This window comes from Streptomyces sp. AgN23, assembly GCF_001598115.1.
Taxonomy (GTDB): Bacteria; Actinomycetota; Actinomycetes; order Streptomycetales; family Streptomycetaceae; genus Streptomyces; species Streptomyces antimycoticus.
In genome coordinates this window covers 6,670,847-6,692,256 of the sequence record NZ_CP007153.1, presented here as the reverse complement: position 1 = coordinate 6,692,256, position 21,410 = coordinate 6,670,847, and the positions used below count along the sequence as shown (strand labels likewise).

At 71.5% G+C, this 21,410-nt stretch carries 16 protein-coding genes and 1 pseudogene; 10 read left to right on the top strand and 7 right to left on the bottom strand.

Annotation, left to right across the window (positions count from 1 at the left end; all coding sequences use genetic code 11):
* Positions 1–250: 250 nt before the first annotated feature.
* Genes AS97_RS29110 through AS97_RS29095 form a run of 4 tightly spaced genes read left to right on the top strand, consistent with a single transcriptional unit; the run spans position 251 to position 5,395 of the window.
* Positions 251–1,588, top strand: a complete 1,338-nt coding sequence (locus tag AS97_RS29110) for a polyprenyl synthetase family protein (protein WP_210565935.1) — start codon at positions 251–253, stop codon at positions 1,586–1,588.
* Positions 1,585–3,360, top strand: a complete 1,776-nt coding sequence (locus AS97_RS29105) for a phytoene desaturase (RefSeq protein ID WP_210565934.1) — start codon at positions 1,585–1,587, stop codon at positions 3,358–3,360. The genes AS97_RS29110 and AS97_RS29105 overlap by 4 nt, the downstream gene beginning before the upstream one ends.
* Positions 3,357–4,388 carry a phytoene/squalene synthase family protein gene (locus AS97_RS29100; RefSeq protein WP_210565933.1) on the top strand — a complete coding sequence of 344 codons (1,032 nt, stop codon included), beginning with the start codon at positions 3,357–3,359 and terminating at the stop codon, positions 4,386–4,388. Before AS97_RS29105 ends, AS97_RS29100 begins: the two co-directional genes overlap by 4 nt.
* Positions 4,385–5,395 carry a DUF5914 domain-containing protein gene (locus AS97_RS29095; protein WP_210565932.1) on the top strand — a complete coding sequence of 337 codons (1,011 nt, stop codon included), beginning with the start codon at positions 4,385–4,387 and terminating at the stop codon, positions 5,393–5,395. The genes AS97_RS29100 and AS97_RS29095 overlap by 4 nt, the downstream gene beginning before the upstream one ends.
* A gap of 139 nt (positions 5,396–5,534) precedes the next feature.
* Here the strand turns inward: AS97_RS29095 and AS97_RS29090 are convergent, their stop codons facing one another.
* From AS97_RS29090 to AS97_RS48680, 5 genes and pseudogenes are all read right to left on the bottom strand, one after another.
* Positions 5,535–5,909: a hypothetical protein gene (locus tag AS97_RS29090; RefSeq protein ID WP_059145308.1), complete on the bottom strand. Its 375-nt coding sequence runs from the start codon at positions 5,907–5,909 to the stop codon at positions 5,535–5,537.
* Positions 5,910–6,856: 947 nt separating this feature from the next.
* Positions 6,857–7,468 carry an HAD family phosphatase gene (locus tag AS97_RS29080; RefSeq protein WP_210565930.1) on the bottom strand — a complete coding sequence of 204 codons (612 nt, stop codon included), beginning with the start codon at positions 7,466–7,468 and terminating at the stop codon, positions 6,857–6,859.
* 35 nt (positions 7,469–7,503) lie between these two features.
* Positions 7,504–8,490, bottom strand: a complete 987-nt coding sequence (locus tag AS97_RS29075; RefSeq protein WP_210565929.1) for an LLM class flavin-dependent oxidoreductase — start codon at positions 8,488–8,490, stop codon at positions 7,504–7,506.
* A gap of 102 nt (positions 8,491–8,592) precedes the next feature.
* Positions 8,593–9,324 (bottom strand): annotated as a pseudogene (locus AS97_RS29070) (MFS transporter); the annotation flags it as partial.
* Positions 9,282–9,413: a hypothetical protein gene (locus AS97_RS48680; RefSeq protein WP_282615695.1), complete on the bottom strand. Its 132-nt coding sequence runs from the start codon at positions 9,411–9,413 to the stop codon at positions 9,282–9,284. The pseudogene AS97_RS29070 and the gene AS97_RS48680, both read right to left, overlap by 43 nt.
* Before the next feature lie 90 nt (positions 9,414–9,503).
* On the opposite strand from AS97_RS48680, the gene AS97_RS29065 reads away from it, so the two are divergent.
* Complete coding sequence (locus tag AS97_RS29065) at positions 9,504–10,265, top strand: DeoR/GlpR family DNA-binding transcription regulator (protein WP_086706124.1); 762 nt, start codon at positions 9,504–9,506, stop codon at positions 10,263–10,265.
* Between the two features lie 16 nt (positions 10,266–10,281).
* Here AS97_RS29065 and AS97_RS29060 read toward each other — a convergent pair whose 3' ends face one another.
* On the bottom strand, positions 10,282–11,862 hold the full coding sequence (locus tag AS97_RS29060) for a GMC family oxidoreductase N-terminal domain-containing protein (protein ID WP_086706116.1): 1,581 nt from the start codon (positions 11,860–11,862) through the stop codon (positions 10,282–10,284).
* Positions 11,863–12,059: 197 nt separating this feature from the next.
* Between AS97_RS29060 and AS97_RS29055 the strand changes: the two genes are divergently transcribed.
* The gene (locus AS97_RS29055; RefSeq protein WP_059145316.1) at positions 12,060–13,643 is read left to right on the top strand and encodes a GMC family oxidoreductase; all 1,584 of its coding nucleotides are present in this window, start codon (positions 12,060–12,062) and stop codon (positions 13,641–13,643) included.
* Between the two features lie 28 nt (positions 13,644–13,671).
* Here the strand turns inward: AS97_RS29055 and AS97_RS29050 are convergent, their stop codons facing one another.
* Positions 13,672–15,279, bottom strand: a complete 1,608-nt coding sequence (locus AS97_RS29050; RefSeq protein WP_059145317.1) for a PucR family transcriptional regulator — start codon at positions 15,277–15,279, stop codon at positions 13,672–13,674.
* A 127-nt stretch (positions 15,280–15,406) separates the two neighbouring features.
* Between AS97_RS29050 and hisD the strand changes: the two genes are divergently transcribed.
* From hisD to AS97_RS29030, 4 genes are all read left to right on the top strand, one after another.
* Positions 15,407–16,732, top strand: coding sequence for a histidinol dehydrogenase (hisD, locus tag AS97_RS29045; protein ID WP_059145318.1), 1,326 nt, complete (start codon positions 15,407–15,409; stop codon positions 16,730–16,732).
* Between the two features lie 95 nt (positions 16,733–16,827).
* Positions 16,828–18,438 (top strand): amino acid permease, encoded by a 1,611-nt coding sequence (locus AS97_RS29040; protein ID WP_079059478.1) that lies wholly within the window; start codon positions 16,828–16,830, stop codon positions 18,436–18,438.
* Entirely contained in the window at positions 18,435–19,103 is a 669-nt protein-coding gene (locus AS97_RS29035; protein ID WP_086706118.1) for a ThuA domain-containing protein, read from the top strand. Before AS97_RS29040 ends, AS97_RS29035 begins: the two co-directional genes overlap by 4 nt.
* Before the next feature lie 36 nt (positions 19,104–19,139).
* Positions 19,140–20,927 carry a thiamine pyrophosphate-binding protein gene (locus AS97_RS29030; RefSeq protein WP_059145320.1) on the top strand — a complete coding sequence of 596 codons (1,788 nt, stop codon included), beginning with the start codon at positions 19,140–19,142 and terminating at the stop codon, positions 20,925–20,927.
* The last annotated feature ends 483 nt before the right edge of the window (positions 20,928–21,410 follow it).

Sequence of the window (21,410 nt, the reverse complement as noted above, 5' to 3'; positions counted from 1 at the left end):
CGGTCTGCTCCCGTGCCGCCGGGCGGATGGGGCACACGACACCCGTCTTCGGCCGTCTTGGCCCGGTTTCCCACATTGTGTACCCCGGCGGATGCAGTGCGCCCCCTGACGGCGAGCGCCCGAGCGCCGGACACGGCACCGTGAAAGGGCGGTGGTCGCCACGCGCGTGAGGCGTTCGCATATCCGTCCGCACCGCCCGCACCGAAGCAGACGTGTGACGAGAACGACGGACCCGACGGAGGGAACCGGAATGCGCCCCACCCACGCGAAGGACCACCCCGCGACCGCGCCGCCGTGCCCGGTCGCGGTGGCGCCCGTGCCGTCACTTCCGCGCAGGCCGGTGGCCGACGGCGGCACTGGACACGGCACTACGGAGGCGTGGCCCGCGGCGGGCGGGCCGCTCCCCACCGGGCCCGCCGAAGTGCGCCAGGTCGACGCCGACGTGCCCGGCGCCGTCGGCCGGATGCTCGACCATGTGCTGGCGGAGCGCCTGCACCACGCTCGGCTGGCGGATCCGCTGTTCGCCGAGGAGCTGGCCGAACGGGTGACACGCTTCACCCTGGAGGGCGGCAAGCGCACCCGCGCGCAGCTGGTGTGGTGGGCCTCGCGGGCCTGCGCCGGCCGGGATCCGGCGTCCGCGGCAGCGGCCCTACGGATCGGAGGCGCCCTGGAACTGCTCCAGACCTGCGCGCTCGTCCACGACGACGTGATGGACCGGGCGGTGCTGCGGCGCGGCCGGCCCGCGCTGCACACGGACCTGGCCGATCGCTACGCCGACCGGGTGGGGGCCGAGCGGGCCGAGCGGTTCGGGCAGTCGGCCGCGGTCCTCGCCGGGGATCTGGCGCTGGCCTGGGCCGACGACCTGGTGGTGGAAACGCCGCTGGCGCCCGCCACCGCGGTGGCGGTGCGGCGGCTGTGGAGCGACATGCGTACGGAGATGGTGGCGGGTCAGTACCTGGACGTGCAGGGCCAGATCACCGCCGCGCGGTCGCTGTCCCGCGCGCTGCGCGCCGCCCGCCTGAAGAGCGCCCTGTACACGGTGGAGCGGCCCCTCACCCTGGGGGCCGCCGTGGCGGGCGCGGACGAGGCGACACTGCGCCGGCTGCGCGACGCCGGCCGATGTGTCGGCTTGGCGTTCCAGCTCCGCGACGACCTGGACGACGTCTTCGGCAGCCCGCGGGAGACCGGCAAGGCATGCGGTGGCGACATCCGGGAGGGCAAGCCGACCTATCTGATCGCGGTCGCCCGTGCGCGGGCCGAGGCCGCCGACCACGGTGCCGCGCTCGCCGTGCTGGAGCGGTGGCTCGGTGACGCGGCGCTCACCGAGCGCGGTCTGGACGAGGTGCGGGACGTGCTGATCGCGACCGGGGCGCGCGCCACCGTGGAGACCACGATCGACCGGCTTGCCGCGCAGGGGCTGGGGCACTTCGACCGCGCCCGGCTCGACCCGGAGGGCACCGGCCCGCTGCGCGGTCTGCTGCTCGCGGCGGCCGGGGCGCGGCCGGGTCAGGACGGCGCCGTACGCCCGCGGCCCGCGCACGATCCGCGCGGGACTCGACCCCGCGGCACCGAGGGGACCGGCCGATGACCCGCGCCCTGCCCGGTCCCACGGACCACGTGGTGGTCGTCGGCGCCGGGCTCGCCGGGCTGTCGGCGGCGCTGCACCTGCTGGGCGCCGGACGCCGCGTCACCGTCGTCGAACGCGAGGACCTGCCCGGCGGCCGGGCCGGACGCCTCGACCTGGCCGGGTACCGGATCGACACCGGGCCCACCGTGCTGACCATGCCGGAGCTGGCCGACGAGGCGTTCGCCGCCGTCGGCGACAGCCTGTACGAGCGGGTCCGCCTGGTCCCGCTGCACCCGGCCTACCGTGCCTGCTTCGCGGACGGCAGCAGCCTCGACGTACACACCGGAGCGGACGCGATGGCCGCGGAGGTGGAACGGTTCGCCGGGCCGGCCGAGGCGGCGGGCTACCGGCGGCTGCGCGACTGGCTGGAGCGGGTGTACCGGGCTCAGATGCGCAGGTTCATCGACGTCAACTTCGACTCGCCGCTCGGCCTGCTCAACGCCGACCTCGCCCGGCTGGCCGCGCTGGGCGGCTTCAGCCGCCTCGACGCCCGGATCGGCCATTTCCTGAGCGACGAGCGGCTGCGCCGGGTGTTCTCCTTCCAGGCCCTGTACGCGGGTGTGCCCCCGGCGCGGGTGCTCGCCGCCTACGCGGTCATCGCCTACATGGACACCGTCGCCGGCGTGTACTTCCCCCGGGGCGGCATGCACGCCCTTCCGCGGGCGATGGCGGAGGCAGCCACCGACGCGGGCGCCGAGCTGCGGTACGGGCAACGGGTGACCCGCCTGGAACGGTCGGGCGAGCGGATCACGGCCGTCGTCACCGACACCGTCCGCATCCCGTGCGACGCGGTCGTCCTCACCCCGGACCTGCCCGTCGCCTACCGGCTGCTCGGCCGCCGGCCACGCAGACCGCTCCGGCTGCGCCACTCCCCCTCCGCGGTCGTGCTGCACGCCGGCACGGACCGCACCTGGCCCCACCTCGCCCACCACACGCTCTCGTTCGGCGCGGCATGGCACACCACGTTCGACGAACTCACCCGTGCCGGACGGCTGATGAGCGACCCGTCGCTGCTCATCACCCGACCCACCGCCACCGACCCCGGCCTCGCGCCGCCGGGCCGCCACCTGCACTACATCCTCGCCCCCTGCCCCAACACCGCCATCGGCCCGCACGCGGCGGCCTGGTCCGACCTCGGCCCGCGCTACCGGGACACGCTGCTGCGGGAGCTGGAGCGACGCGGACTCGGTGGCATCGAAGCCGCCATCGAGGAGGAGTGCCTGATCACCCCGGCCGACTGGCACACCCAGGGGCACGCCGCCGGGACCCCCTTCTCCGCCGCCCACACCTTCGCCCAGACCGGCCCGTTCCGACCCCGCAACCTGGTGCGCGGCACGGAGAACGCGGTTCTGGCCGGCTGCGGCACCACGCCCGGCGTCGGCGTGCCGACCGTGCTGCTGTCGGGAAAGCTGGCCGCGGCCCGCGTGACCGGCGCACCCGGACGGGGGGCCACAAGCTCGCGCCCCTTCACGACCGCCGCCCTCCCGGCGAGGGCCGGTGCCCCGGCCCGCCCGGGTTCCCCGGTCCCGTCCGTGTTCCGGACCGTCACGCGGGAGGCGGCGGCCGCCCCACGAGCGCTCGAGGCACCTCGCCCCGGTCCGACCGGCGCGCCGGAGCCGCCGGCCTCCTCACCGCGGTCCTCGCCCGCCGCGCCTCAGTCCCCGGTGCCGGAAAGCCCCCCGGCCGACCTCACCGACCCCACGGCCCCCGCGACCGAAGGCAGGACCGGATGACCGATCGAGAACTCGACGCGGCGGGTATCACCGATCCGGCGCTGCGTGCGGCCTACCGCCACTGCCGCGCCCTCAACGCCCGGCACGGCAAGACCTACTTCCTCGCCACCCGGCTGCTGCCCGTCGAGCGCCGGCCCGCCGTGCACGCCCTGTACGGCTTCGCCCGCTGGGCCGACGACATCGTCGACTCCCTCGACCCCGGCGCCGGACCGGATGGGCGGGTGCGGGCGCTGAGCCGGCTCCAGGGCGAGTTGGAGGAGGGGTTGGGCCGGGGCGGCAGCGGGGAGCCCGTGGTGCGCGCACTCGCCGACACCGCACACCGTTACGCCATCGACCACGCCCACTTCCGGGACTTCATGACCGCGATGCGCTCCGACCTGGTCGTGACGGCCTACCCCACCTACGCCGATCTGCGCGCCTATATGCACGGCTCGGCCGCGGTGATCGGGCTCGAGATGCTGCCGGTGCTGGGCACGGTGGTGCCTCGGGAGGAGGCCGCGCCGTACGCCGCGGCGCTCGGCGTCGCCTTCCAGCTGAGCAACTTCCTGCGGGATGTCGGCGAGGACCTGGACCGTGGGCGCGTCTACCTCCCCGCCGACCTGCTCGCCGGTCACGGCGTGGACCGGGAGCTGCTGGTCCGCAGCCGCGCGACGGGCCATCCGGACCGCCGGATCACCGCCGCGCTCAAAGAGTTCGAGGCGCTGACCCGCGGCGTGTACCGGACGGCGGTGCCCGGCATCGATCTGCTCGAACCGGTGGCGCGGCCCTGTATCCGCACTGCGGCCGTCCTGTACGGCGGCATCCTGGACACCGTCGCCCGCGACGGCTACGCCGTGCTGCACCGGCGGTCGGCGGTGCAGCGGCGGCGCAGGGCGGTGGTCGCCGTCGACGGGCTGGCCCGGGTGGCGGCGGCCCGGCTGCGTGCGCGGACCGGTCCCGGAGACCGGCCGCCCGCTTGCGCCCGCCCCCTGCCCGCGGCCGCGTCCTCGCCGGCGATGGCCGTTCGCTCCGCCGAGGAGGTCGCGTGAACCGCCGTCGCCTGCCGCTGTCGCTGCGTCACCGCGCCGTGCCCTGGGAGCGTCAGCGGCCCACCTGGCGCGAGGCTCGGCCGACGGTGATCGCCGGGGCACTGAAGCGGGCGCAGGCCCGCCCGTCCGGAAACTGGTACGTCGTCGGCGCCTCCCGAGCCCTGCGGGGGGACGCCAAGCCGGCGTCGCTGACCGTGGCGGGTCAGGAGGTCGTGGTCTGGCGCGGCCCCGGCGGGCACCTCGTCGGCGGACCGGGGATCTGCCCGCACCTGGGGGCGCCGCTGCGGGACAGCCCGGTGCGCTGCGGCACGCTGGTGTGCCACTGGCACGGGCTCGCCCTGGACGGCAGCCCGTACGCGGGCTGGTCGCCGTTGCCGGTGCACGACGACGGGGTGCTGGTGTGGGTACGGCTGGACACGGCGGGCGGGGAGGAGCCGCTGGACGCACCGGTCGTACCGCGACGGCCCGAGCCCACCCGCGCCCTGACGGCCGTCTACACCGGGGTGGGTGTCTGTGAGCCCGAGGACGTGCTCGCCAACCGGCTCGATCCATGGCACGGGGCGTGGTTCCACCCCTACTCGTTCGTCGACCTGACGGTGGTGGACGCGCCCGGCGGACCGGCCTGCGCGGCGGACGGCGGCGCGGACGGCCTTACCATCGACGTGTCGTTCAAGGTGGCGGGCCGGCTGGTCGTGCCGGTCCGTGCCGTCTTCACGGCGCCCGAACCCCGCACCGTTGTCATGCGCATCGCCGAGGGCGAGGGCGCGGGCTCCGTCGTGGAGACCCACGCCACCCCGCTCGGCGCGGACGAGTTAGGCCGCCCGCGCACCGCCGTCATCGAGGCGGTGGTGACCGCCTCGGACCGTCCGGGCTTCGCCGCCGCCCGCCGGGCCGCGCCACTGCTGCGTCCCCTGGTGCGTGCCGTGGCCGGGCGGCTGTGGCGGGACGACCTGGCCTACGCCGAGCGGCGCTGGCAGCTCAGGTCGACCGGCCGCTTCCCGGGCTGAGCGGAGCGCGAGGCGTTCCCGAGCCCGTTCCCCCACCCGACGGTCACCGGCTCGACCGGCGCGCGCCGGTCGAGCCCTCAACGCGTTCAGTGTCCGGTCGGCAGGACAGCGCCTCCAGGCCCGACCAGAGGTCCGTGACTCATGAGTCGGAGTAGCTGAAGTCGCCAACGGTCCAACCGCTGACGTCCTTGATCGCGACGCGATACATCCCCCCCGTCTCGGGGATCCCCATGCTTCCTTGCAGGATTCGGGCCACGTGAAAATGCAGATGGGTGGGCGGCCCACCACGGTCGGGCCCGTCCTGCGTCCCGTCGGCGGTGAAAACACCGGCGAAGGGGCGGAGGCGGTCCGAGTCCCTCAGGATCTCCGACACACGCCGCCTCCACACGGCTTCGGGCGCCAACCGTCCGGTGATGACAGCGCCGCCGGTGACCACGGTCAGCGACATCTGATTGCTCTGCTCGGACTCCACCATGGCGGCCACGTCAACGAGTAGTTCGTCAGCGTTCGACATGAGAGCCGATTTTATTCATCGATCCGGCCGGCTGTATCCCACTGGACGCGGCGGCTGACGTGCCGGGGCCCCTGCCGGGGTCGCCCCCGGGTCAGCGACGCGGGGGAGTTCACCCGTTGAACCGGAATGCCTGCGGCCCGATCCCGACCTGCGGCGGAGCCCCATCCACTGCTCTGACCAGCCATTTCTCCGTTGGCATGCGTTGGCTCCCGATGGCTGTTTACGAGTGTCCTGCGGCCTGGCCGCCAGTGGCCGGGGGCCGAGGCATCGAGAACCGAACGCGACTCGAACTGCCCCGCCAGCCGCTTCGCCTTGTTACGCACATTGTTCGGCGTAGGGCCGGCGTCGAGGACCGAGTGATGCCACAGCCGGCTGTGGTGGGGGCACCGGTTGCGCAGGTAGACCAACGGCCTCACACGGTAGGCGAACCCGGCCTTCGCGACCCCGACGCTGGTCGCCACGGCATCGGCCAGTGCGCCGCCGGCTCCGCGCTCGATGGCCTTGGACAGCGTCCCGAACGACCACGCTTCAACGGCGGACCACACGGGCAGCTTGCTGTAGTCGACGCGGTCACCTTCGGTGTCCCTGTACCGCAGGATGTGGCGGTCCTTGCTCCGGTCGATGTCGCGCGAGGCCACGGCGGGCCGGGAGCGCGACCTGCTCTCCCACGGACAGGTCGGCTTCACTCGCACCCCGAAAGGCACCAGTCGCCGCCGTCGGGTCGACCGGCTGAGTCCCGGCTCACCCTGCAGCGCCCAGCGGGTAACCCGGCTGCTTCTCCCCGCCCGTCCGCGTGCCGGACTCATCCAGCACGCTGCGGACTCTGTGCGGACCGCGAATGCCGCCCGACCCGCTCCGCCGCAGGTCAGACGGCCTTTCGCCGGACGCATGAGACGTTGAAGCGGAACGTCGGGAACCTTGACCTCAATGCCGTGCCGCTCATCGGTTCACAGCCACGCGTCGACGGCGGCTGCGAGGTCGTCCTGGCCGTCGAAGATGTGCCCGTTCATGCCGACGGTCCGCGCCGCGCGGACGTTCTCCTCGCGGTCGTCGACGAAGAGGAAGTCGGCGGGTACCGCGCGCAGGGCGACGACCGAGTGCTGGAAGGCGGCCGGATCGGGCTTGGCCGCACCGATCTTCCCGGAGAACGCCATGTGGTCGAGGTCGTGCAGCCAGGGCTGGGCGGCGAGGAAGGCGTCCGCGTGGTCCGCCGGGATGTTGGACAGCAGGGCGACCCGGGCGCGGTCCCGCAGGGTCCGCACGTAGGTGACCATGCGGTCGTCGACGCGGGACCAGCTGTCGATGTCGGTGAGCCGCAGCTCTTCGATCGTGTCGGCGTCGGCAGGGCGGGACAGCTCGTGGAGTACGTCGGTCCAGTACGCGGATGCGGTGTGCCGGCCGGCGTCGTAGGGCGGGCGGTGGGTCCAGTAGGCCGTGGTGAAGGCGTCGGCGGAGGTGTGGCAGCGGGCGGCCATCTTCTCCAGGGCGCCCGGGCGTTGGTGGCGGGCGATGACCCCGAAGAGGTCGAAGAGCACGATGCGGCGGCGGTCGGTGGTCATGAGGGTCGGTTCCCTTGGGTCTCGGGGCGTCGAGTTCAGTGCCGCCCGGGCAGCGCGCGGGCGAGGGAGTCGAGGGCGGCCAGGGCGTCGGGGCCCGCCGGGGCGAGCACGACGCTGGTCGCCCCGGCGGCATGGCGGGCGTCGATCGCCGCGCGGGCTTGGGCGGGGGTGCCGGCGATGCTCAGCTGACGGACCCAGTCGGCGGGCATCGTCCGGGCGAAGTGCCGGGCGTCGGGGCTGGCGGCGCGGTGTGCGCGCAGTTCCTCGGCGAAGGGCAGGGGGTCGATGTGCGCGGCCCACTGCGGCTCACCGACCGACTCCAGGCCGGCGCGGACACGGGTCAGGGCGGCTTCCTCGTCGTCGTCCACGGCTGCAGCGTCGTAGACGACGGTCTCCCGAGGGTTCGCGGAGGCGCCCAGGTTGCGCAGGGAGGCGGTGATGTACGCGGGTGCGGCGGGCTCGGCCAGCAGGAGCCCGTCGGCGACCTCGCCCGCGACTGCCTGCGACTTGGGGCCGCGGACGCCAAGGATCACCGGGGGGACGATGTCCGGGATCTCGGTGAGGACCACGCCTTCGCAGCGGACGTACCGGCCGTTCTCGGGACCGGGCTCACCTGCGATGAGCAGGCGCAGCGCCCTCGCGTACTCCTTGATCAGCGTCAGAGGGCTTTCGGGCCAGGACCCGACCTGGCGCATCCAGCCGGGCATGCCGTGGCCGATCCCCGCGATGAGCCGGCCGGGGTGGAGCTGGGCGAGGGTGGCCAGTTCCATCGCGGCGAAGGCCACGTTGCGGGCGCCGGCGGGCATGATCCCGATCCCGACGGTGAGGTTCTCGGTGGAGGCCAGGACGGTGGCAGCCTGGGCGACACCGCCGCGCCAGCCGAGGTCCTCCACCACCCAGACCTGGTCGAACCCCAGCTCCTCGGCGCGCCGGACATAAGGCAGCACCTCGCCGACGGGGAGATCGAGCGGCAGCATCACACCGACAGTGCCGCGGGCGGGGGGTGCGGGTGACTCGGACATCTGGGGCTCCTTCGGTCGGCTGAGGGCGTTGCTCCCGGCCCTGGTGACCGGGGGAGGAGAGCTTGTGCGGCACGGTTGTCAGGGACCGTGCCGCACAAGCGGTCAGTGGCCGCCGGCCGCCATCTCGGGGCGGCGGGCGCGGTCGGGTCCGGTGTGCAGGACGCCGGCGCTCACGGCGGTGGTCGCGCACGGCAGGGTCAACAGGACGAAGGCGTGGTTGAGGGCGACGACGTGGGTCAGCCAGCCGATCACGGCCGGGCCGGCGAGCATGCCGACGTAGCCGAGTCCGGCGACGCGGGAGACGTTGGCCCCGGCGGCGGAGGGGTCGGCGTGGCCGACCGTGCTGAACAGCTGCGGGACGCAGCCGGACAGACCCAGCCCGAACAGCGTCCAGCCGGTGAACACCGCCCACATCCACGGGCCCAGGGCCACCATGGTGATGCCGACGGCGGCCACGGCCGCGCCATGACGCAGGATCGTCAGGGAACCGAACCGGGCGGCGACGCGGTCGGCGAGCAGTCGGCCGACGGTCATGGCCGCGGCGAAGGTGCCGTACGCGAAGGCCGCCGCACCGGCGGACGCACCCATGACGTCCTTCAGGTGCGGGGCGCTCCCGTCGTTGGCGGCGTCCTCGCACCGCATCACCATCAGCGCCAGGACGGCCAGCAGCCAGACCCGGGCCGTGCTGCCGGCGCCCTCGGCGGGCAGTGACGTCCCGGCCTCCTCCGCAAAGCCCGCGCTCTCGACGTCGGGAGCGGCAGGCAGCAGGTCACGTGCCGCGACCGGGGCGATCACGATGCCCACCGCTCCCATCGCGGCCATGGCCTCGGCCGGATGTGCACCACCCAGGTGCCCAGCAAGGTGCCGTCCAGGACGAAGTAGGCATAGGTCGCCACGCGGGCGGCTCGCAGGGAACGTTCCACGCCGACCACCGTAACGAACATTTAGCGTGTTTGAAAAGCTGGATAATGAACAAGTCGATTGTTTGTTTCTTGGTGGTGTTCAATCGCGGCATGAACAACGCAGACCGGCACGGGCTGATCGCGAAGGTCGTCAGGGACTCCGGAAGGGCCACGGTCCAGGAACTGGCCGAGCTGACCGGCGCCTCCGAGATGACCATCCGGCGCGACCTCGACACCCTCGCCGCCCAGGGCGTCCTCGAACGCGTCCGCGGCGGGGCCCGCACCCTGCTGCTCCGGGGCGAGGGGCCTCCCTTCGCGCTGCGCGCCCACGAGGCGGTCGAGGCCAAACGCCGCATCGCCGCCGAGATCTGCGCACTCCTCGTGGACGGCGAGAGCGTCCTGCTGGACAGCGGCACCACCTGCCTGGAGGTCGCCCGCCTCCTGCGCGAACGGCCCGTCACCGTGATGCCCCTGTCCCTGCAGGCCATCCACCTGCTCGCCGAGACACCCGACCACGCCACCCTGGTCGTGCCCGGCGGACAGCCCCGCGCCGCCGAGGGAGCCCTCACCGGGCCCCTCACCCTCGCCTCCCTGGCCGCCCTGCGCTTCGATACCGCGGTCATCGGCTGCTGCGGGCTGACCGCGGCCGACGGCCTGACCGCCTACGACCTCGACGACGCCGCGGTGAAGAAGGCGGGCATCGCCTCCGCCCGCCGCGTCATCGCCGCCGCCGACGGCAGCAAACTCGGCCACACCGCCTACGCCCACGTCGGCCCCGCCGCCCTCCTGCACACCCTCGTCACGGACACCACCGCGGCCGCCGAGGAAGTCACCGCGCTCGAAGCCGGCGGCACCGTCGTCCGGACCGTGTGACCCCGCGCCCCGGGCGTCAGCCCGCCGACGTCCGGATGAACGAGGCGGCCCTCTCCCCGATCATGATCGCGGGGGCGTTGGTGTTCCCGGTGACGAGGGTCGGCATGATCGACGTGTCCGCCACGCGGACGTTCTCCAGCCCGCGCACGCGGAGTTCGTGGTCGACGACCTTGCCCATCATGCAGGTGCCCGACGGGTGGTAGAAGGAGAACGACTGCGTGCGGATGAACTCGTCGATGTCCTGGTCGCTGTCCGACCGCGGGGCCAGTCCGGCGTCGGCGGCCCCGCGCAGGTCCGACTGCAGCAGGGACGTCAGCCGCTGCTCACGGGCGATGCGCATGCACAGCCGGACACCCTCGCGCAGCCGTCGGCGGTCGTCGGGGTCGTCGAGGTAGTTGTGGAAGATGCGCGGCTTGGCGTAGGGGTGGGAGTGCCGCAGCCGCACCGAGCCGCGGCTCGCGGGCCGTGCCACGTAGGGCCCGAACGACATTCCCGGTTCGAGCGGCGCGGCGAGACCCTCGTCACGGACGATGCCGAGCGCTGCGTGGACCTGGATGTCCGGGGCGGGGACGTCGTCGCCGGAGCTGAAGAAGCCGCCGGTCTCGTTCCAGGCCATCGGGCCGGTGGCCTGCTCGCGAAGGAGCCGCTCCGCCGCGGAGGTGTCCGGTCCCAGGAGCGGCTCGGTGTCGCTGAAGAAGCTGATGAAACACCCGGTGTGGTCCTGCATGTTCCTGCCGACATCAGGCAGGTCGTGCAGGGGGGTGATCCCTCCCGCGGTCAGTTCGTCGGCCGGCCCGACACCGGACTGCAGGAGCAGGTGGGGCGAGTTGTAGGCGCCGAGGGACAGCACGACCTCACGGTCGACATGGATCGTCCGGACGGTTCCGAGGTGGTCGACCTCCAGGCCGGCGGCCCGCGAGCCGTCGAGGCTCAGGCGTAGGGCGGTCGTCGAGGGGAGGACGGTGAGGTTCGGACGCCCCGCGGCCGGCTCCAGGAACGCGATCGCGCTGCTGCACCGCAGGCCGTTGCGCTGGGTGACCTGGTGGTAGCCCACGCCCTCCTGCTCGGCTCCGTTGAAGTCCGAGTTGTGCTTGTACCCCGCGTCCTGAGCCGCCTCGACCCACGCCGTCAGCAGCGGGTGGACGGAGCGGGGGTCGCTGACGGTGAGGGGGCCGCCGACGCCGTGGAAGTCACCGGCTCCGCGCTCGTTGTCCTCGGACTTCTTGAAGAAGGGCAGAACGTCGTCGTACCCCCAGCCCGGGTTGCCGAGCCGCTCCCAGGTGTCGTAGTCGTAGCGGTGCCCGCGGACGTACAGCATCGTGTTCATCGAGCTGGTGCCGCCGATCACCCGGCCGCGGGGCAGGTAGGCGCGGCGCCCGCCGAGTCGTGGCTCGGGTTCGGTCTCGAAGTCCCAGTCGTACACCGTCTTGAGCTGCTGCGAGAACAGCGCGGGTATCTCGAAGAGGCGGCCCCGGGCCGGCGGCCCCGCTTCGATCAGTGCCACCGTGACCCCCGGATCCTCGGACAGCCGGGCCGCCACCGCACAGCCGGCCGAGCCGGCCCCGACGACGACGTAGTCATACGATTCCCTGTCCATTTCGCCTCCGTGGAACTTCGGTCGCCCTGATCGGCGCGTGGTGGTTCCCGGAGAGGCTAGGGACGCCGGGCATGCGCGGCCCATGCACGAGGTGAGCAATTAAAGCGGCAGTCATTACCCATTTCGTGCGTGTGCTGCATCCATGCCGCTGCTTAGGCTCTCTTCGAACTATCGTGGCAAAGAGGGGATCCCCACTCATGTCCCACCCGGTCCGTCTGGATTACACACCCCCGGAGCTTCGGCCCGATGCCCTTGTCCCAGCCGGTACCGTCGAAGAGATCAGCAGCGATGTCCTGATCATCGGCTCCGGCATGGGCGGGTCCTCACTGGCCTGGGCACTGAAGGACTCCGGTCTCGACGTACTCGTCGTGGAACGGGGCCACTTCCTTCCACGTGAACCCGAGAACTCGCAGCCGGCCGAGATGTACATGAAGGGCCGGTACAAGAACGCCGGCTATTGGTACGACGGCAGCACCGGCAAGCCGTTCGCGCCGGGTGTCTATTACTGGGTGGGCGGAAACACCCGTTTCTACGGCGCCATGCTGCCCCGTTTCCGGCGCAGCGACTTCACCGAGGTGGAACACCATGAGGGTGTCTCGCGCGCCTGGCCCTTCGCCTACGACGACCTGGAGCCCTTCTACACCACCATGGAGCAGCTGCTCCAGGTGCATGGGCAGACCGGCGAGGACCCGACCGAGCCGCCCCGCTCCAAGCCCTACCCGTACCCGGCGCTGCGGCACGAACCGGAGATCGAGCGGTTCTCCCGGTCACTGCGGCGGCAGGGCCTGCACCCGTTCCACACGCCGAACGCCCTGAACATCAGCACACAGGCCGACCGAGCCGCCGTGACGTCCGCCGACGGCTGTCCGGACGAGACGGGCATGAAGTCGGACGCCGAGAACCGGCTCCTCCTGCCCGCGCTGCGCGACGGCGTGAAGATCCTCACGGGTGCGGAGATCACCCGCCTGATCACCTCGCCCGACGGCCGGAAGGTCGTCGCCGCCGAGGCCCGGCACGCGGGCCGGATCATCCGTATCAACGCCAAGACGTTCGCCCTCGCCGGAGGTGCCGTCAACTCGGCCGCGCTGCTGCTCCGTTCGGCCGACGACGCGCACCCTCAGGGTCTCGCCAACTCGTCAGGACTGCTGGGCCGCAACTACATGGTCCACAACAGCACGTTCTTCGTCGGGGTCAACCCCCTGCGGACCAACCCCACACAGTGGCAGAAGACGCTCGGTCTGAACGACTTCTACGAAGCCGGACCGGGCACGCGCTTCCCGCTCGGGAACCTCCAGATGCTGGGCAAGCTGCGGGCCCCCATGCTGAAGCCGGCGCGTCCGTGGGCACCGACGTGGGCCCTGAAGCTCATGGCGGCCAGAAGTCTCGACATCTACCTGACGACCGAGGACCTCCCGTCCCGGGACAACCGGGTGCGCGTGGACGGCGAGCGCATCCTCATCGACTGGACGCCGACCAACGTCGCGCCCCACCACGAACTCGTGCGCCGGGTGACCCGGGCGGTCCGCAAGGCCGGCTATCCGCTGATCTTCACCCAGCGCATGGGCATCGAGACCAACTCGCACATGTGCGGGACGGCCGTGGCCGGTCACGACCCGGCGGAGAGCGTGCTCGATCCCCTGTGCCGCAGCCATGACGTCGAGAACCTCTGGGTGACCGACTCGTCGTTCTTCCCGTCCTCCGCGGCCCTCAACCCGGCCCTGACGATCGGCGCGAACGCCCTGCGCATCGCCCCGTCCCTCGCCAGGGCGACGAAGGGCTGACGGCACGGAGGCCGGAGGCGTCCGCAGGTCAGGTCCGCCGCAGCGTCGGCTTGCGCAGCAAGTCTTGTCCGCGCACGGCCAGTTGCAGCCGCTGCTGGTTGCTCACCTGCGTGAGGTCGAGGCCGAGGATCTCGGAGAGCTTGTCGAGGCGGTGGTAGAGGGTGCGTCGCTGGATGAAGAGTTCCTCCGCCGCCCGCGCCTTGTTGCCGCCGCTGTCGAGGAACGTGCGGAGGGTGGGCAGCAGAGGGTTCTTCACCAGTGCGTCGTGCTCCAGGAGCGGACCGAGTTCGTCCTCGACGTAACGCCTGAGCTCGGGACCTTCGGAGAGGGCGACGAGGAGGCGCAGAGCTCCCAGGTCGTCGAAATGTCGCACTTCCGCGGTCGAGGCCGCCGCGGCGACGGACGCCGCGCTGCGGCTTTGGCGCAGGGCCAGCGGAAGCACCGCCGGCTCCACGATGCGGCTGAGGCCACCGCGTACCCCGTGGTCGGCCAGCAGGGTCCGCACATGGCCGGCGTCGGCGGCGGCGGGCAGGCCCACGACCGCCATGTCGAAGTCCCCGGTGTCGCCCACGACGGCGGGCCAGCCGGCCTCCCGCAGAAGGCGGGCGAGGAGGTGGTCCTTGGTGGGCTCCTCGTCCCCCGCCCACGCCGTGACGACGATCAGGTCCCGGCCGCGCAGGTCCTGGCCGAGCGCCAGGCCGAGGGTGACGAACCGCTCTCCTGTGATGTCGCCGAGCAGCAGCCGGTTGAGCAGCGCCGTCTGGCGCTGGGAGGCACGGGCGCCGCCCTCCCGCTCGCTGAGCAGCGAGATCGCCACGGCCGCGGCGGCCCGCTCCAGGGTGCGCAGTTCGGGCGGGCTCGGCTGCCTCCGCCCGTGCAGAAGGTGGAGCCACCCCCACGACTCGCCGCGGAGCACCACGGGCTGGCGAGCGCACGGCGCGACCTCACGAAACGACGCCGCCGAGGCGGTCGGAACCCCGGGGCCCTGCGCCAGGAGCGAGGGGTGGCGTTCGTGGATCGCCCGGGAGTGCGCACTCCACTCGTCCACGACCCGGTCGCCCTCCGGGGACGCGCCGCCGTACGCCAGCATCTGATGGGCGACGTCCTCCAGCACCACGGGGTGCCCGGTGCGACGGGCCAGCTCCCTGACCACGCCGACGTAGTCCTCGTCCGCCAGGAGCAGATCCATGAACGCCTGGCTGGTGGCCTCCTCGGCGATCAGCTGCTTGACGCGCGTCCCGACCAGCACCTCGTGGACCTGGGCCGACGTCTCGACGAAGGGGATCTCGTCGGCGAGCCCCACCAGGGGCAGGCCGACCGCCTCCGCCTCCTCGGTCACCGCCTCCGGCATGGCGGCGAACACGCGCCCGGCCAGTTCGATGACGAGGACGGCCGCGTGGGCGTCCGCGAGCCGTCGGATGAACGCACGCTGTTCCAGCTCCGTCGCGCCCATGCCGAGGCCGGCCGTCAGCAGCATCTCCTGACCCGTGAGAAAGCGGTGGATGTCCGGGATCTCCCCGGTGTGCACCCAGCGCACGGGGCGGTCCAGATTCCTCTCCCCGGCATACACCCGCACGGTGGTGCGCGTGAACACCTCAAGCTCCAGCGCGGTGCGAACCGTCAGGAATTCAGCCATGAGCCACGACCTCGGTGTGTGCAGGATCCGCAACCAATATTGCACACGTTGTGCCTGTCGTCACACCCACCGTTTCCCCAGACTTCAGGTCAAGCCCGCAGGCACGACCCCGTGCAAGGAGTGCAGAGTGTCAGCCCAACACCAGACCATCAAGGTTCCTGTCGCCGTGAAGACGTCGCGGACCAGCCGTCCGGAAATCGTCGAGACCGTAGCGGACGTGATCGCCGACGTACGGGCCCACGGCGACGCCGCCGTGCGCCGCTGGTCGCAGAAGTTCGACGGCTGGAGCCCTGAGTCCTACCGGCTCGGCCCCGACCGGATCGCTTCCGTCCTCTCCTCCGTCCCCGAGACGGTCCTCGACGACCTGCGGTTCGCCCAGAAGCAGATCCGCGGCTTCGCCCAGGCGCAGCGGGACTCCCTCACCGACTTCGAGGTGGAGACGCTGCCCGGCGTGTTCCTGGGGCAGCGCAACATCCCCATCAGCGCGGCCGGCGCCTATGTGCCCGGCGGCCGCTACCCCCTCACCGCGTCGGCCCACATGACCGTCCTGACCGCGAAGGTCGCCGGTGTCGAACGGGTCGCCGCGACCACCCCGCCGGACCGGGGCGCGCCGCCGCCCGTCAGCATCGCCGCGATGCACCTGGCCGGAGCCGACGAGATCTACGTCATGGGCGGTGTCCAGGCCGTGGCCGCCCTGGCACTGGGCACCGAGACGATCGACGCGGTCGACATGTTCGCCGGCCCCGGCAACGCCTACGTGGCGGAGGCCAAGCGCCAGCTCTTCGGCGAGGTCGGCATCGACCTCTTCGCCGGACCGACGGAGGTGCTGATCGTCGCGGACGACACCGCGGACCCGTTCGTGGTGGCGACGGACCTGCTGTCCCAGGCCGAGCACGGCCCCGACTCCCCGACGGTCCTCATCACCACCTCGGAGGAGGTGGGCAGGCGGACCATCGCCTGGGTGGACGAACTGCTGCCGGACCTCCCCACCGGAGGAGTCGCCGGGCCGGCCTGGCGCGACCACGGCGAGGTGATCGTGGTCCCCACCCTGGACGCCGCCTACGCACTCGCCGACGAGTACGCCAGCGAGCACGTCCAGATCCTCACCGCCGAGCCCCGCGAGGCGCTGCACCGGATGCGCAACTACGGTGCCCTGTTCCTCGGGGACAAGACCTGCGTCGCGTACGGCGACAAGGTCATCGGCACCAACCACGTGCTGCCCACCCTGGGAGCGGCCCGGTACACCGGCGGTCTCTGGGTCGGCAAGTACCTGAAGACCGTGACCTACCAGGAGATCAGGGACGCGGGGTCCAGCGCCCGGCTCGGCGAGATCTGCGGCAGGGCCTCACGCATCGAGAACTTCGAGGGACACGCGCGCTCCGCAGATGTCCGCGCCGCGCGGTACGGATCGGCCCGGCTGGACTGGACCGACCACACCTTCGAGCAGAGCTGAACCGCGATGACGGATCGCGATTTATGCCGGACCGCAGCATCGGCCCGGCAGCCGTTCGACAAGGAGCACGTCCCCCTCGAGCCACGGAGATCGTCATGTCAGCTACAGAAAACGAGGCGCGCACGGCGCCCACATCCACCCCCGTAGGGCCCGCGGGCGGGGCCGCGAGCCCTGTTTCATCGGCCGAGGACGCGGAACTGCTCGCCGTACTGGGCTATGAGCAGAAGTTCGACCGAAAGGTCAGCCTGTGGGGGAACTTCGCCCTGGGCTTCGTGTACCTCTCACCCCTCGTGGGTGTCGTGTCCCTCTTCGCGGTCGGTCTGGCGACGGCCGGCGGACCGTCCGTCTTCTGGATCGGCATCGTAGGGGTCGGGCAGTTCCTGGTCGCGCTGGTCTTCGGCGAGGTCGTCTCGCAGTTCCCGCTCGCGGGCGGGCTCTACCAGTGGGTCAGACGGCTGTGGAACGGGCGATATGCCTGGTTCAACGCCTGGATCTACATCTGTACCATCACCATCGGCATCACCAGCACCGCACTCTTCAGCTCGGACTTCCTGGCCAGCCTCTTCGCCGGAACCGCCGACGCGCCCGGCATCAGCTCCACCCCCACCCAGCGCCTGTGGATCGCGATCGGCATGACCGTCATCTGCCTGATCTGCAACTGCTTCGGCACCAGGACACTGGCTCTGATCTCGAAGATCGGACTCGCCGCGGAGCTGATCGGCATCGTTCTCGTGGGCCTCTACCTGCTGATCTTCGAACGGCACAACTCCGTCTCGATCTTCTTCCAGACCAGCAGCTCCAACCACGACAACTACCTCATAGCCTTCATCGCCGCCTCGCTCGTCGGGCTCTTCCTCTTCTACGGCTTCGAGGCATGCGGCGAGATCGCGGAGGAGGTCCCCAATCCCTCCCGCAGCATCCCGCGGGCCATGCAGCTGACCGTGGCCGTCGGTGGAGTGGCCGCGCTCCTCGCGTTCGTCGGTTACGCCCTCGCGGCTCCGGACCTCGCTTCGATCCTCTCGGGCAAGGACACCAACCCGATCCCCTCGATCCTGCAGAGCTCGCTCGGCATCGTGGGCACGAAGGCGGTGCTCGCGGTCACCATCACGTCCTTCATCGCGGGTGTGATGAGCCAGCAGGCCGCCGCGAGCCGGATCGTCTTCTCCTTCGCCCGCGACGACATGTTCCCGGGATCCCGCGTCTTCTCGAAGATCTCCCGCAAGCGCCGCGTCCCCATGAACGCGTTGCTGGCCGTGAACGTCGTCCCGGTGCTGATCTTCGTGTTCGTCTACTTCTCGCCCGACTCCCTCACCAAGATCGTGTCGTTCCAGGTGCTGGCCGGATACGCGGCGTTCATGATGGTCGTACTGGCCGCGCTGCGGATGCGCCTGAAGGGCTGGCGTCCCGCCGGAGCCTGGAGCCTCGGCCGCTGGGGCTTCGTGGTCAACGTGGCGGCCCTGGTCTACGGCGTGCTCGGGATGGTTCTTCTCGCTCTGCCCACCGGCGGCTCGGGAACCTCGTTCGTGGACCAGTGGATCGCACTCGTCGGTTTCCTCGTCGTCTCGGCCGTGGGTCTGGTGTATCTGCTGACCATGAAGCCGGACCGCAAGTCGACCGCGCCGGAAGGCGACGCCATGGAGGTGGCCGAGCGCCTGCGCAGCCGCGCCGCGGCCCTTGAGAGCACGACCGGAGGGAACACCGCATGACACGCGTCCTGTATCTGTACGGAGGCTGGCCGGGGCACAAGCCCTACCAGGTGGCCGAGGAGTGGGCCCTCCCGATCTTCAAGAGCCTCGGATTCGACGTCGACGAGACCAACGACATCTTCTCGCTCGACGCCGACCTCACCGGCTACGACCTCATCGCGCTCAACTGGAACAACGCCCTGCTGTCCGAGGGGCTGACCGCCGCCCAGGAGTCGAACCTGCTGGGGGCGGTGGAGAGCGGCACCGGGATCGCCGCCTGGCACGGCGCGGCCGCCGCGTTCCGCACCAGCCTCAAGTACCACTGGCTGCTCGGCGGCAGCTTCCTCGAACACCCAGCGGGCGAAGGCGTGAAGTACCCCTACGAGGTCACCGTCACGGACACCGGCCACCCGATCACCGCCGGGGTGAAGGACTTCCGGGTCGCGTCGGAGCAGTACTACATGTCCGTCGACCCCAACAACCACGTCCTGGCCGAGTCCACCTTCACCGGCGAACACCTGCCGTGGCTGGAGGGAAAGACGATCCCTCAGGCATGGACCCGCACCTGGGGCGAGGGCCGCGTCTTCTACAGCGCGGTCGGACACGACCTCGACGACCTCCAGAACCCGGACGTCACCCGCCTGTGCACCCAGGGCTTCACCTGGGCCGCCCGTCAGAACGCCTGATCCCACCGTCCGACCCGAGCTGATTGGGAACACACCATGCCTGTCCTCACCGGAGGCCAGATCGTCGCGCGGACCCTGCGCAACTACGGGGTCGACGTCGTCGCCGGTATCCCCGGCCACGGCATCTGGTCACTGACCGACGCCTTCCTGGACGACGAGTCCAGGATCCCCTTCATCCAGACCTTCCACGAGCAGAGCGCCGTCCACCTCGCCGACGGCTACTACCGCGCCACCGGCCGCCCGCAGGCCGCGGTGACCTCCATCGGCGCCGGCGCGAGCAACACCGTCATCGGCATGGGCACCGCGTTCACGGACTCCACCAGTGTCCTCGTCGTCACGGGCGGCCCGCCGACCCACATGCGCGGCCACGGACTGCTGCAGGAACTCGACCGCTACACGGCGAACGACTTCCCCAAGGTGGCCGAGGCCGTCAGCAAACGGCACTGGGTCGTCACCCGGGTCGAGGAGCTCCCCTTCGTCCTGCACCGTTGTTTCAACTCCATGCTGACCGGCCGCCCGGGCCCGGTGCACCTCGAAGTCCCCATGGACGTACAGGCCGAGGCGGCGGACGTGCAGCTTCACGACCTGGAGCGGCGCATCCCGGTCGGCCGCCAGCACCCCGACCCGGAGGCCGTGGAGCGTGCGGTCGACGTGCTGCGCGCGGCCACCCGGCCGGTCATCGTGGTCGGCGGCGGTGCGATCACGTCCGAGGCGTCCGACCAGGTCCTCGCGCTCGCCGAGCGGTGGCAGATCCCGGTCGTCACCACGTGGAACGGCAAGAGCGCCTTCCCCGAGGACCACGAGCTGTTCGCCGGCAGTGTCGGCCAGACCGGCACGATGACCGGCAACGCGATCGCCAGCTCCGCCGACGTCGTCATCTCCGTCGGCTGCCGCTTCACCGACTGGTCCGCCTCCAGCTACGCCAAGGGCATCAGCTTCTCCATCCCGCCCGCGAAGCTCATCCACATCGACATCGACCCGCACGAGATCGGCAAGAACTACCCCGCCGAAGTGGGCATCGTCGCGGACGCGCAGCGAGCCGTGGCAGCCATCGTCGACTCCCTCCCCAGCAAGGGCGTAGACCGCTCCGAGTACCTCGCCGAACTCGCAAGCCTCAAGCAGGACTGGGAGGAGAAGCTCGCCGGCCGCCGTGACAGCGACCGCTTCCCGTTCACCTCGCAGCGCCCGCTCGGCGCCCTGCGCTCCGTGCTCCCGCGCGACGCGATCATCGTCGCCGGGTCGGGCAACACCCAGGGGGCGGTCAAGCAGACCTTCCCCGTCTACTCACCGCGCACCCACCTCACCTCCGGCGGCTTCTCCTCCATGGGCTGGGCCATCCCGGCGGCCATCGGCGCCAAACTCGCCCGACCGGACAGCCCGGTCGTGTGTGTCCTCGGCGACGGCGACTTCCTCATGACCTCCCAGGAGATCGCCCTGAGCGTCACCGCCGGCGCACCGGTGATCTTCGTCGTCCAGAACAACGCGGGCTACATGTCGATCCGCGGTGGCCAGCGCAAGCAGACCTCGCGCCACATCGGCACCGAGTTCTCCCACCCCGACGGCTCGCCGTACAGCCCCGACTTCGCGGCCATGGGCCGGGCCTTCGGCATCGAGTCGTGGAAGGTCGACGACGCCGCGTCCCTGGAGCCGACCCTGCGCAAGGCGGTCCAGTCCGGAGCGCCCGCCGTGATCGAGGTTCCCACGGACCGCGACGCCGCGGGCCCCTGGGTGCCCGGCTGGTGGGACTTCCCGATCCCGGCGTACATCACCGACGAGCGCCAGGACGAGTACCACCGCACCCGGGCCACCGAACAGCACCTCTGAGACGGCCCCGCGCCCGCCGGCAGACGACCGCCCGTGCAGCCGAGACCCGGCCGCACGGGCGGTCGTCATCGCGTCCGGGGTGCGTGGACCCGGGTGGGAGCCGCGTGGACCCGGGTAGGAGCCCCAGCCCCTCAGCACTCGATGATGTTCACCGCGAGCCCGCCCGGGGCGTCTCCTGGTACTTCACGTTCACGCCTGGTACTTCACGTTCACGCCGGCGCCAGATGCGATGCATTTACAAGATCAGCGATGTGGTGGTGCTCACCCGCTACACATTGAAGCGGAACGTTGCGCACACCACTGCCACCTGCGGAAACCCGGGATTCCGAAGATCGCATCCAGCACAGATCCAGCACGGTCGGAAGCGATCCAGCACCACGTCAGGCCGCCTCGCCGTATTGGAACGGCGTTTCCGGTGTGTCCGTGGACATCTCCACGGGCACCGGCCGCGTGGCCGCCTGCATGATGGCGCGGTACCGGTCC